This is a genomic window from Candidatus Paceibacterota bacterium (assembly GCA_036517255.1).
Lineage (GTDB): Bacteria > Patescibacteriota > Minisyncoccia > Phycocordibacterales > WO2-35-19 > DATDXE01.
The window spans coordinates 25,205-38,239 of the sequence record DATDXE010000006.1 but is presented as its reverse complement, the minus strand read 5'-3'; the positions used below and the strand labels follow the sequence as shown (position 1 = coordinate 38,239).

The window sequence follows — 13,035 nt, the reverse complement described above, 5'->3', positions numbered from 1 at the left end:
TTGTCTTATATATTGAGAAACTTGTCTATATCATCCTTTCCTAGTTCTTTTAAAAATGGGGCAAGACGTGGACCAAAATTTGTACCAAATAATAATTGGTAGATGTTTTGGAAAAAATATTGTTGCCGGAGTATATTTTGAGCTTTCGTCAAATCAATTAATTTGGGTATTTCATACAAAGTAGTTTCAAATTCTTCTGCGCCAATATCCTGTTTTTTGTTCAACAATTTCTTCAATTTATGGAGTAGTTCGATTTCATCAGACTCAAGGGTAGCTATACGTTCATCATTGCGTTCTTTTAGAAGATAGTGTAAATTCTCTGCTTTAATCTTTACAAATCTTGCATTCTTTGTTATTACTGAATTCACATCTGCATATACTACGTCACCGTACTTATGTAACCCGTCTATATTTTCTGGCTTAGTAGCTTTAACTCTTAATAATTTTTCTACATCTTTGTGCTGTGTACTAGTAAATTCATCTACATCCATTTTATATTTCAGTAAAGTCTTACTTTTTAAAATTGGTTTAGCAACATAATTATAAATGTCACGTTGAGGAAGTGTCGGCATAGCGACCACCTTACCATCGATACTTAAACTTGAGGCACCGTGGCCATACCCACCGTAAGGTTGAGTACCTCTTTCTACGCCTGGTGCATGTAGATGAGTATTATGAATAAATGTTGCTTGACTATGAAGTGTTTTGTTTTTTATTGGTTTGCCCACAATACTTAAAGCATAGTCACTTGTTCCATATAGAGTTAGATACATTGCATTTTGTGCATAATGTGGATTTTCAAAATATAATTTTAATTCTTGATCATCTGTATATTCTTGAACAAATACTAGTGGTGCAAATATCTCTTTAAAATTTCCTCCTTCGATTAATGGTTTAGATATAATCGTTGGTTCCACGATAGAGTTTTGTGTCCGAATAATTCCGGCTGTTGATGGATCGAGCCACAAACGATGTTCAACCAAAAAATCTTGAATTCTCACAAGGTCTTTGGGATCGCTAATCGGACCTACACGACAAGATTTATCTCTATAATCACCGATTTTGATCTCCCGAATATGGATCCGTAGTAATTCGATAAAATCTCGAAAAATATCCTTGTGTACTAAAATAGCATTCGGTGCAGCACAATCTTGTCCTTGGTTATAAAATTGAAGTGTGATCACTGCTTTTACCGCAGAAGATAGATCTGCATCCTTACTTACGATCACCGGATTATGTCCTGAGCCATTCGATATGAATAAGGTTCTTTTATCAAATACGTTGCGCAACTGATCTGCATGAGCGGGTATTCCTGTAAATATTACTACGTCAGTGACAGGGTGACTTTCTTTACTTTTTGGGTTTATTTTTAATGCTGATCTTTCTTTTAAAAATTCTAATCTTTCTTTTGGAGAAATAATAATATTTGGAAACAAGGTTTTAATGTTAAAGAGCTCCAGCATTTGAGAAAAGAAGTGGCGCATACTATGAGGGATACGAAAATATACAGCACTTGCCATTAGTGACGGGATCACAACAAAACAACTGAATGCATAGAGGGGTTGATTCCTAGGTAAAAAGGATGTTACTTCGCCTATACGTAAAAAAAAGAATTTCTTGTTTTCTTCTATGTTTCTGAGTAAATCTAGAGTTCGGTTGATTTCATCATGAACAACCTCATAGCTTTCATACGCAAGCAAAATATCAATGAGTTTATCACGCCGATCCTCGATAAGATCAGCAAACTCTTGAGCCCGTTTATTGATTTCAGAAAAATCGAGAGGAGTGTATGGTCCTTTTGTTGCGCTTAATACTGCAAAAAGTTTCGTAAACCAAGATTTCTGTTTCAACATTTAAAATTATTTATGAAATTGCATCAAAATGATTCCTAGGATAGCGAAAGACATACCAAAATACTGGTATAAAGATACTTGACCCCACTCCTGAAAAATAAATAGGCCCACAAGCACTGTGATTATTGTGAGTAAAGAGTCAATCGTACCTGAGGTAATTGCTAGACCAAACTTTGTGGTGACAAGCCCAAAGGTAATGAATACAAGTGGCGAAACCGCAACAACAGCAAGAAGCCAAAAAGAAAATTTATTATCTTTGGCGGCCCAAACAGTACTTAGATAATTTGCCAACACAGCAAGAAGCACAGAACCTAAGATATAGAACCAGACGTTTACTTTATCCATTGCAATATTATTTTACTACTTTAACAAATATAATACACCCCTCTCTTCCAACTTAATTTCTAGTATCCACACTATATCCACAGGTTGTAGTATACGTAAAGTTATGGTATAGTGGGCATAGAGGTTTTATGTACAAATCTGCGACACTTTTCGTTTTCGTGATCATTTTTTTCTGTGCGACTCACGTGAGCGCGCAGACGGAAATTCAACTCCAGAGGGTACAGGGGACAGTGCTTCCTCTCGATTCCCTCGTAACTGTGCTGGGCACGACTCCTGAGGGAATCGTGTTCACGATTAACGAGGGAGAGACCCTTTACTCGAAGGTGGCAATCTTCGATGAGATCGTGGGCGTAAAAACCATCTGCGATTTCAGGGCACTGGATTCACCAGTGCCGCGGAGTGACTTCCTCCGAGAACCGCAAATGTACGACGACGGGTTTTACTTCCTCTCATCAACCGAGGGGTCGGCGAACCCCACCTCCGCATGGAAATGCGGCTGGGATGGCAAGATCGAGATGTTGGTGAGCAAGGGCTCAAACATTCCGATCCGGCTCATTAACGGTAGCGAGATGTCGGCCATCCCGACTCTCCTTTACGCACCTATTTCGGTTTCAAATCAGAAATCAAGCTCGACGGAGGTATACGCAGTGATGGCACTGAGTCGCAACGGCGAACCAGTTGCCCAAGGCTTGTTCCACCGGCAAACCGGGACGGCAAGTCCTCGGTGGATCCAGGTGTACGATCTCTCAGCAGAGAACTTGACTGAGATTTCAGCTGGCATCGGGTCGTGGACCGACGGCAACACCCTCATTGTCGCTGTAAATCCAGCGAGCGAGAGGATCGTAGTAAGAATCAAGGGGATAGAGAGAACGGTCATCCTAAGTCGAACTTTGCCCAGTGGGAATTTCAACAATCCCATCTGGATAAAGTCGAACATGTTGGGAGGTGTGGATATTTTCCACACAATCAGCAACCAGGTTCGCACCATGTATTGTACGGTGTCGAGTTGCTTCGATCCCGTTCCGTCAAACATGACGAACGGCAAGATCGTCGGGCCGACAAGGTACGGCGAACCCTGCTTCCCGACTAGCGTCAGGGAAGCGACAGGGGGAAATAGTATCCCTGCTCCACTTTTTCTCATTTGCGAGAATGAGAAAGTGTACACTTTGCTCCCCGGGGGTAAGTACCCGGACGGAGTGACGGCCAACATCAGTGAGTTGGCCAACAGGTACACTGTAAATATCGCCGGTACCGAAACCTTTGTTTTTCGTTACGGAGACGGAACGATTTGGAAGGCTCAAATACCGGCGTATGAGCCTCCCATGCCTCCCCCACCACCTCCGCCACCAGCTGGGATGGTGATTAGAATAGACTCCGACGATCAAAAATCGGTCCATCTGGACCGCCGCAAAAGGTAGCCGACTCGCAATAATGGTTACCCCCGCACCTTAGATCCGCGCCTGCCCTCACCGGCTAGCGCGGATCATTTTTTTACTTTAGAAAGCTTCAGAATTTTATTTAAAAAAGTAATCTGAGATTTTTGTAAGATATAAAAAGTTACGACTCGTGAGTTTGCGGCCCACGAGTCGTGTTAGGAGTTTTGTGTAAGCGTCGCCCTAGTGGACGACCGCATCATCAGCGAGAGAAATACCTCGAGAAACAGGTACTGGTAAGTGCATACCTCTATTGACCCCGTAGATCGCTACTTCTGTCCGGCTCGAGAATCCGAGCTTTCCAAAAATAGAGTGGATGTGGTTCTTGACCGTTTGTTCAGAGATAAACAACAGCCCCATTATCTCTTTGTTCTTCAGACCTTGGGCTATCAGCCCCACTACTTGACGCTCACGAGCTGAAAGCGGCACACGGCCGCCAGAATCACTCGGAGGTTTGAGGAAAGCAGAAACGATCTTAGAAGTGGCCATCGGATCAAGCCAAATATTTCCCGAACAAACTTTCCGAAGAAGATTCCGGATCTCATTCGGATCGATCTGCTTCATGACTATGCCGAAACAGCCGAACTTAAGTGCCTCGGCAAAAATATGCTGATCTTCACAAACGGTAAGAAGGACCACCTTGATCCTTGGGTTGTCCCGCAAAAGAGTTTGCAGATCAATAAACTCAAGGTTGGCCATCAGAGGCTCGAGTAACAGGACATCGAGGTCAAACTCTCCTAGACGCCCGAGAAGATCTTGGCCGTCGGAAAATTCTGCGACAACCTCAAATTCTGCTGAAGCGAGAATCTCCCTCATCGCCAAACGAAAGATAGGCTGATCATCAGCCAAAGCTACCTTGATCATACTTGTCTCCTTGTATAGAAAGTGTGGTCATCCTGATGTAGTGAAAGAACGACCCGAATACAGTCTACCACATTATAATAAATATGTAAATGCGTAGAAGATGACCATCTACACTTTATAGAATTCTAACTACGCCATTATCTGCATCGACCTCAATAAACATGCCAGTCTTAAGAACTTCTGTAGCAATTTTTGTACCAATTATACATGGCTTTTTTAGTTCTCTGGCGACAATCGCAGCATGAGAAGTAATTCCTCCTTCGTTAGTCACAAAAGCAATCGCTTTCTTCATTATTGGAAAGAAATCTACTGTCGTCATTGGGGCCACTATAATTTCACCCTCTTGCATTAAAGCTTTGTCTTTCTCTAATAAAATCAACCTAACCTTTCCTCTTACAATACCTTTATAGGCCGAATTTCCTTTAATGATTCGCATAGTTTTTGAGCGGCCTTCTTCAAATTCAACTTTCCTCTTATTCTTTTTTGAAAAAGATATGATCTTATTTTTTAAGTTCAAAAATCCATCCTCATACACCCAACTCCACCCTTTTTGAATTACCACATCTTTTTCAGGATAAATCTGATAATACAAGTCCAATGCATTAAAAAGTTTGCTGTTATTTCTCCATTTCTCAATGATTTTCTGTTCTTCTAGAGAAGATTCTGCGTATCGTGTTTCAAAGATTACTTTGATGATAAAGAAGTAAGCCATCATGGCTGAGAATTCTTCTGTAAAATCTTTAAACGAATCACTTCTTATTTCTTTTGTTAGTTTATCTCCCAGATCATTCATCTTCTTAATGTACACCTCAGCGTCTTTTATGCTTTTGTTTTCTAAAATCTCAACTATTTTAATATGACTTTTTTTATCTACATAAGATTCTCCTAAAGAATTCTGGACCACAGTTTTGTATCCTATACCCAATTCTTTTTCCCAAATTTTAGTTCTACCTAAAATTTTTAACTGGGCCTCATGCCTACTAGCAAGCCTACTCCACCTTGAAACCATTTCTACGCCATTAAATAGATCTTTTTTAAGAGTGGTGATCGGGCGACTCTGTAATATACTGAATTTTCCATTTTCATAAGCCCATTCTATGTCACACGGAAAACCAAAGTGCTTTTCAATTTTTAAAACAAGTTCTGAAAGCTCAAGTATACGATCGTCAGTCAAACACTGTTTGTTTTCTTGAATATTTTTATTAATTATTTTTCGAGGTTCTTTTTCTACAACATAACTATCAGGCGTAATAGAGCCCGAAACCACGACTTCACCGAGGCCTAAACCTGCTTCGATAATAAGCTGGTTGCGATCTTCAGTAACAGGATGTACAGAGAAGGCTACGCCAGAAACTTCAGATTGGACCATTTTTTGGATAATGACCGCAACAGAGATTTTGCTACCACGCATACCCTTTTCAAATCGATAGAAAATAGCTCTCGGTGTAAAAAGTGAGGCCCAACATTTTCTTACATTATTAAGTAAATTCTCTTTATCAGTATTGAGAAAACTTTCTAATTGCCCGGCCCAAGCATTTTCGGAACCATCTTCTGCTGTAGCAGACGATCGAACAGCTAAAAATTTTGAGCCTAAAATATTAAATCCTGTAATAACTTCTTTTGATATTTCTTCTGGTATTTCTGTATTTTCAATCAGATCTCTTATTTTTTCAGAAGCAAATTCTACAGTATGGATGACTTCATGATCAACCGTAGCCAGAATAGCTTCGATTTCTTGAACCAAATCTGTTTCTTGAAGAAAATAGTCAAAAGCACTCGACAGAAGAACAAACCCATCTGGAATGGGAATACCTGCTTGAATCATTTCTCCTAAAGATGCCCCCTTACCGCCCGCTATGTCGGTATCTTTTTTATTTAAGATATCAAATTTAGCTGTAAATGCCATTTTATACCCCTTCTTCTTTTAATTTGAGGGCGGCGGCGTGGGCGGATTTAGAGAGTTTTTTAGGAATTTTGATTGTAAGATGTGCAAGGATATCACCACGAGATTTGTTGTAAGGCACACCCTTACCTTTTATGCGCAAAATATCCCCAGTCGAGGCGCCTTGAGGGATTTCAAGCTGTGAAATACCGTCCAAAGTTTCTACATTATACGTACCCCCCAAAAGAGCGTCAGAAAGTTTGATATCAAAATTCATCACTAAATCAGCACCCTGTTTTATAAATGTTTTATGCTTACGCACATGAATCTTCACATACAAATCGCCAGCAGTACCGTGTGGCAAAGCCTCACCCATACCAGCAAGACGAATCATTTCACCATTGTCGATGCCCTGCGGAATTTTTATTTTAATGTCCTCTTCTTTTTTCAAAACCCCAACCCCATTACAAACAAAACATTTTTCTTTTGGAACTTTGCCAGTACCACCGCATTCATCGCATACACGGTTCATCTCAAAGGAACCAAAGATAGAGCGCTTCACTTCGTGAATTTTGCCTTTGCCGTTGCAAGTTTTGCAGTCGATTTTTTCAGACGAGCCAGGTTTAGAACCACTTCCTTTACAAGTGGTGCACTCCGAAACTTTACTTAACACGACAGTGCGTTCACCACCAAAAATAGATTCTTCAAACGAAAGTTCAATGTCGATAGAAATGTCTCTCCCTCGCTGCGCTCGGGACCTACGGCCTCCACCACCAAAAAATTCTCCAAATATATCACCCAAGTCAAATCCTTCACCAGAAAAACTAAAGCCGCCACCATTACTTGGGTCAAATCCTGTCTGACGCACAAAATCCTCCCAATTGCCACTGAAGCCTCCAGTATTACCTCCTCCAGCCTGCGCAAAAGCATCACCATAAGTATCATATTGTGACCTTTTTTTATCGTCGGAAAGCACCGAATAGGCTTCGTTTACCTCCTTAAATTTATCGGCACTACCACCACTTTTATCAGGATGGTATTGATGAGCTAGCTTCCTAAAAGCCTTTTTTATTTCATCTTTGGAGGCTTTCTTTTGGACACCTAAGATGTCGTAGTAGTTCTTAGCCATACACTCTTCATTATATCAGAAAATTATGATTTTGTCTCACCCGGATTTTCCTTCGGGTCGCCAGCTTGTCCTGAAGAAGTCTCTGATGGAGGAGGATTTTTGGAAAGATGTTCACCTATTTTCTGCATCTCAGACGAAAGTTCTTCCGTAGCTTTCTTTATATCTTCTACACTTTCCCTATTCTTTGCTTCCTTCAATTTTTCTATATTTCCATTTATACCTGTTTTTATTTCATCGCTTATTTTTCCTTCTGAGTCTTTTAGAGCTTTTTCGGCAGTATATATGAGTTGCTCAGCCAAATTACGAGCTTCAGCAACTTCCTTTTTCTTTGCGTCATCGGAAGCATGAGCCTCAGCATCTTTTTTCATTTTTTCTATTTCATCTTGGGAAAGGCCAGAGCTACCTTCAATCTTGATTGATTGCTCTTTACCTGAGGTTTTGTCTTTAGCTTTCACATCCAAAATACCGTTGGCGTCGATGTCAAATGTGACTTCCACCTGAGGAACACCGCGCGGTGAAGGAGGAATACCATCAAGAATAAACCTACCTAAAGTCCTGTTGTCAGCAGAGAGAGGTCTTTCACCTTGCACCACATGTATCTCGACACTGGTTTGATTATCAGCCGCAGTGGAAAATACTTGGGAACGTGAAGCTGGAATAGTAGTATTGCGTTCGATTAGTTTAGTAGCTACTCCTCCCATGGTTTCTATGCCAAGAGAAAGAGGAATAACATCAAGAAGAAGAATGTCTTTCACATCACCACCGATAATACCTCCTTGGATAGCAGCGCCAAGAGCCACAACTTCATCAGGATTAATAGTCTTATTAGGATCCTTGCCAAAAAACTTTTTTACCTCCTCTGTAAGTTTAGGCATTCTCGTCTGTCCACCGACGAGCACCACCTCATCTATTTCCCCCACTTTGAAAGGTGAGGATTCTAAAGCACGCTTGGTAATTTCCATCGCCCTCTGTATAAATTCATCGGCAAGTTCCTCGAGTTTAGCTCGATTCATTTTGATAAGTAGGTGACGAGGACCAGAAGAATCGGAAGTGATAAAGGGAATATTTATTTCAGTATCTGTAGCTGTAGAAAGTTCAATTTTGGCTTTTTCAGCCGATTCATCCAAGCGCTGAAGAGCCAGAGCATCGCCACGCACATCGATACCGCTCTCCTTTTTAAACTCATCGGCAATCCAATTTAGTATCTTTTGGTCGATATCTTTACCTCCTAAGTGTGAATCGCCATCAGTCGCTTTTACTTCCACCACATCGTCACCTACTTCCAAGATAGAAATGTCAAAAGTACCACCTCCAAAATCAAACACAGCTATTTTTTCATCTTTCTTTTTATTAAATCCATACGCAAGAGCGGCAGCAGTCGGCTCGTTGATAATTCTTTTGACATCGAGGCCTGCTATCTGTCCCGCATCTTTGGTAGCCTTACGCTGTGCGTCATTGAAATATGCAGGCACAGTGATGATAGCTTCAGTTATTTTCTCTCCCAATTTCGCCTCCACATCGGCTTTTATTTTAGAAAGGATCATAGCTGAAATTTCTTCCGGACGAAGATTTTGTTCGTTCATTTTTACTAGTACTCCACCAGAATCTGATTTGGAAACTTCGAATGGTACCGAACCTTTATCTTTTTGCACTGCCGGCTCGTCAAAATTGTGACCAATGAATCGTTTGATGCCAAAGACAGTATTTCTTGGATTGGTTACTGCCTGCCTTTTAGCTAAAAGGCCGACCAATCGTTCGCCTGTTTTGGAAACAGCGACAATAGAAGGAGTCGTGCGAGCTCCTTCAGAGTTTTCAATTATTTTAGGTACTCCAGCTTCCATCACCGCCACGGCGCTATTTGTAGTACCTAAATCAATTCCAATTATTTTTGACATAGTATTTGAATTAAAAGATTAAAAGAAGTAATAATGGAAAAATTGATAATCAATTCGATTAGAATTATAAAGCTTTCACTGATTTATGAGTAGTTGACATATTAGAAGTAGGGTGTTATTTTAAATTTGGAGGCCCCATCATGTTTTGGATTCTGGTATTACCTGTTTTACTAGTGCTGATTTTGTTCATTCGCTGGTGGTCTCAAACCAGCGACCAAATGGCCAAGGACTTGGACGAAACCCACGACTAGGCTAGGCCAAAACTCTCCAACACCGCCGAGGACGCCATGTCGTTCTCGGCGTTTCTCGTTTATATGTTTTAGTTACTTTTATATTCCCCTACTTTCACTTTAGCAGTGCGGACGATACGACTATTGAATAGGTAGCCAGGTTGAGTCACCTCGAGAATTTTATGATCATCTTCTTCTTTTTCAACAGGAAGCATGACGATAGCTTCGTCACGAGAAGGATCGAATTTTTCGCCTAGAGGATAAATTCTTTTTATTCCTTGGGCTTCAAGCGCCGAAAGAAGTTGAGTATAAATATACTCGATGCCTTTGGTCCACTCTTTTGGCAAGCTACCCCATACTTCCTTATTAGCCATCGCCATATCGAAACTATCGAGAGACGGTAGAATCTCCATAATTAAATTTTCATTGGCAAACTTAGCAAATTCCTTTTTCTCTTCTTCCAAGCGTTTCCTTGCATTTACGCTATCAGCTCGTTCTTTCTGCCAGCCAGTCAAATATTCCTGAGCTTTTTCTTCGCTTTCTTTCAATTTAGCTCGAAGTTTTTTTACTAAATCAGTAGGGCCTTCGGCTTCTCCGTCTTCAGTTGTTTCTATTATTTCCTCATCCATAAATATAGAAGGGATTATCTCTTACTCCACTGCGGAGCTTTGCGGGCTTTCTTTAAACCAAATTTGCGTCGCTCTTTGGCACGAGGATCACGCTTTAGAAAACCGACTGACTTTAGATTTTTACGTAAATTTTCATCATACAAAGTCAGAGCTTTGGCCAATCCCTGTCTTAGAGCTTCAGCCTGAGAATGAATACCACCACTTTTTATATGAACTACCACTTTAAAATTACCTGCTTTCGCCGCAGTAATAGAATCGTGGACGACATGACGCAATTCAACAGTAGGAAAATAGTTGTCAAGATCGCGCTCATTGATTTCAAAAACTGTTTTGGAAGCTGGAGTGATACGCACACGAGCAACGGAAGTCTTGCGCCTACCTATACCCTCGACATATTTATCTGTAGTTTTCGCGATCACCATAATTTTAATTTTCAATAACTAAATTTTTTATAATACGGGGACGGAGTTTATTTATAGGAAGCATACCATATACAGCTTTCCTGAAGACTTCCTTCATTCCCTTATCAGCGACCAATTTCTTCATAGTCGTTTCCTTCAGACCACCTGGATAACCTGAGTAATTTTTATATTCCTTAGTAATCATTTTTTTATTAGTGACATCAGCTCGAGAAACATTGGTAATCTTTACCTTAAGATCAGGGTATTTATTCCGAGCAAAATCAGTAGCAGTTTTACCCATTAGGATCTTAGCAGCCTGTGAAGCCACTCTACCTATTTTTTTTCCTTGTGCATCAATGATGTATTCCATGATTTTTATACAAATTCTATAACCGCCATGGGACTACCGTCAGATTTTCTGTTGCCCAATTTTACAATCCTGGTAAAACCACCTCTTCGATCTTCATATTTTTTCGAAATTTTACTTACAAGGATTTTGGTAGCCGCGCTTCCGATGACGGTAGCCAGGCTACGGTGGGCGGCCACTGTAGCTTTTTTACCACTTGTCACCAATTTCTCGACAAAAGGTCTGAGCTCCTTAGCCTTCGGTTCTGTAGTTTTTATTTTTTCATGCAAAACTAAAGAGCGCGCAAGGGAATTGAGTAGAGCTTTTCTCTGCTTCCTAACCCTACCAAATTTTCTGTTTGCATTACCGTGTCTCATGCTTTATTTCAATGTAATACCGTGCTCACCTAATACTCTTTTTATTTCAGCTACGCCCTTTGCCCCAAGGCCTTCGATTTCAAGAATGTCTTTTTCCTTCTTACGAGCAAGCCCCCCCACTGTCCTTATATTAGCACCAGTAAGAGCATTCAAAGTCCTCGAGGAAAGATCGACTGATTCTATACGAGTTTTTAGGAATTCAGAATCCATCTCTTCAGCTGGTTTATTAACAGAATTTTCGGTATTGCTATTTTCGTTTTCCAAATCTAGCCCGACAAAATCCTTTTCTTCAAAACCTACAATAGCTTTGAGCTGGTTGATCATTATCTCGATGGAACGAGAAAGAGCTTCATGAGGAGTAAAAGTACCATCCGTCTCGATAGTTATGCGTAGTCTGTTAAAATCAGTCCTGTCCCCAACACGCATATTTTCTACTTCATAACTAGCTCTTTTGATGGGAGTAAAATTGGCGTCCAGTGCGATAGTGCCGATATCGACTCGCGATTTAGAAATAGCATCACGAGTGACGAAGCCAAGCCCCTGCTCTACTGTAAAATCAATATTTAACTCCGTGTTCTTATCGGTGACAGTAGCGATAACAAGATCTGGATTTAATATTTCTACCTGGCCCGGAGCATCTATCATTTTGCCAGTAACCTCATTTATCCCTTTCACTTTTAAGCTCAAAATTTGAGGTTCGTTCGAGTTTATACGCAGACGCAACTTCTTGATATTTAGCATTATAGTCACAGCATCCTCCTTTATGCCAGCAATGCTCTGAAATTCATGGTCAATACCGGCTATCTTGATAGAAGTTACCGCTGCTCCTGGAAGAGATGAAAGAACTATACGACGGAGGCTATTGCCCAAAGTGAAGCCATAGCCTGGGTGAAGACCGTCTATTTCATATATACCTTTAAAACCCTCTTCGAGGACAATGCGAGGCTTCGATGGCAGTACTATAGTATTGTCTGTCATGGGATGGTTAAAAATTAAAAAATTATAAATGGAAAAACAATTGTACTACTATCTTTGATAAAATTCAATGACCTGTCCCAAATCGAACATCAGGGCATTTTCTGGTGCCACAGGTTTACCTTTTACAGTGGCGGTCTTCTTTTTATCATCATAAGAAAGCCATGGTAGTAATTCCCTCTCTATACCCTTTTCTAATATAGAGGCGAACAGAGGACTGGTCTTACTTCCCTCTCTTAGGCCAATCTCGTCGTCCACATTCACTCGACAAGAAGGCACTCTAGACTTCCTGGCATTTACAGTAATGTGTCCATGAGAAACCATTTGTCTCGCGGCACCATGGGTAGGCGCAAAGCCAAGACGCCAAACAACATTATCTAAGCGTGATTCTAAAAGTGAGAGGAGTTCTGAGGCGGGGATAACTCCTTTTTTCGAAAGAGCTTCTTTCACATAATTTTTAAATTGTTTTTCGCTCACTCCATAAAAAAATCTAGCCTTCTGCTTTTCGGTAAGCTGTAAGCCAAAGTCAGTTTTAGGACGACCTCCACGACGTGACTTTTTTTCTTCAGAGAGAGCAAACTTTTGAGTTTGAGTTTTCTCAAATATTGGAGCACCAAGTCGACGAGCTATTTTATATTTTGGACCTATTCGCATAAAATTTTAATTTAAAATTTAC

The 13,035-nt window shown here is 40.6% G+C and carries 13 protein-coding genes; 1 reads left to right on the top strand and 12 read right to left on the bottom strand.

Annotated elements, in window-relative coordinates; all coding sequences use genetic code 11:
* Positions 1-5 precede the first annotated feature (5 nt).
* Together VJH67_01420 and VJH67_01415 are read right to left on the bottom strand one after the other, a co-directional pair.
* Positions 6-1,853: an aldehyde dehydrogenase family protein gene (locus VJH67_01420; GenBank protein ID HEY4515828.1), complete on the bottom strand. Its 1,848-nt coding sequence runs from the start codon at positions 1,851-1,853 to the stop codon at positions 6-8.
* Between the two features lie 6 nt (positions 1,854-1,859).
* Entirely contained in the window at positions 1,860-2,198 is a 339-nt protein-coding gene (locus VJH67_01415) for a hypothetical protein (GenBank protein HEY4515827.1), read from the bottom strand.
* Positions 2,199-2,620: 422 nt separating this feature from the next.
* On the opposite strand from VJH67_01415, the gene VJH67_01410 reads away from it, so the two are divergent.
* Complete coding sequence (locus VJH67_01410; GenBank protein HEY4515826.1) at positions 2,621-3,616, top strand: hypothetical protein; 996 nt, start codon at positions 2,621-2,623, stop codon at positions 3,614-3,616.
* 198 nt (positions 3,617-3,814) lie between these two features.
* On the opposite strand, the gene VJH67_01405 is transcribed toward VJH67_01410, so the two are convergent.
* From VJH67_01405 to rpsD, 10 genes are all read right to left on the bottom strand, one after another.
* Complete coding sequence (locus VJH67_01405) at positions 3,815-4,495, bottom strand: response regulator transcription factor (protein HEY4515825.1); 681 nt, start codon at positions 4,493-4,495, stop codon at positions 3,815-3,817.
* 115 nt (positions 4,496-4,610) lie between these two features.
* The gene (locus tag VJH67_01400; protein ID HEY4515824.1) at positions 4,611-6,401 is read right to left on the bottom strand and encodes a PEP/pyruvate-binding domain-containing protein; all 1,791 of its coding nucleotides are present in this window, start codon (positions 6,399-6,401) and stop codon (positions 4,611-4,613) included.
* A 1-nt stretch (position 6,402) separates the two neighbouring features.
* Complete coding sequence (locus tag VJH67_01395; protein ID HEY4515823.1) at positions 6,403-7,506, bottom strand: DnaJ C-terminal domain-containing protein; 1,104 nt, start codon at positions 7,504-7,506, stop codon at positions 6,403-6,405.
* Between the two features lie 23 nt (positions 7,507-7,529).
* Positions 7,530-9,401, bottom strand: coding sequence for a molecular chaperone DnaK (dnaK, locus tag VJH67_01390; protein ID HEY4515822.1), 1,872 nt, complete (start codon positions 9,399-9,401; stop codon positions 7,530-7,532).
* A gap of 319 nt (positions 9,402-9,720) precedes the next feature.
* Positions 9,721-10,260 (bottom strand): nucleotide exchange factor GrpE, encoded by a 540-nt coding sequence (locus tag VJH67_01385; protein HEY4515821.1) that lies wholly within the window; start codon positions 10,258-10,260, stop codon positions 9,721-9,723.
* A gap of 14 nt (positions 10,261-10,274) precedes the next feature.
* Entirely contained in the window at positions 10,275-10,676 is a 402-nt protein-coding gene (gene rpsI, locus VJH67_01380) for a 30S ribosomal protein S9 (protein HEY4515820.1), read from the bottom strand.
* A 10-nt stretch (positions 10,677-10,686) separates the two neighbouring features.
* Entirely contained in the window at positions 10,687-11,031 is a 345-nt protein-coding gene (locus VJH67_01375; protein ID HEY4515819.1) for an uL13 family ribosomal protein, read from the bottom strand.
* A 5-nt stretch (positions 11,032-11,036) separates the two neighbouring features.
* Entirely contained in the window at positions 11,037-11,384 is a 348-nt protein-coding gene (gene rplQ, locus VJH67_01370) for a 50S ribosomal protein L17 (GenBank protein ID HEY4515818.1), read from the bottom strand.
* A gap of 3 nt (positions 11,385-11,387) precedes the next feature.
* Positions 11,388-12,362 (bottom strand): DNA-directed RNA polymerase subunit alpha, encoded by a 975-nt coding sequence (locus VJH67_01365; protein ID HEY4515817.1) that lies wholly within the window; start codon positions 12,360-12,362, stop codon positions 11,388-11,390.
* A gap of 48 nt (positions 12,363-12,410) precedes the next feature.
* Entirely contained in the window at positions 12,411-13,013 is a 603-nt protein-coding gene (rpsD, locus tag VJH67_01360) for a 30S ribosomal protein S4 (GenBank protein HEY4515816.1), read from the bottom strand.
* Between the last annotated feature and the right edge of the window lie 22 nt (positions 13,014-13,035).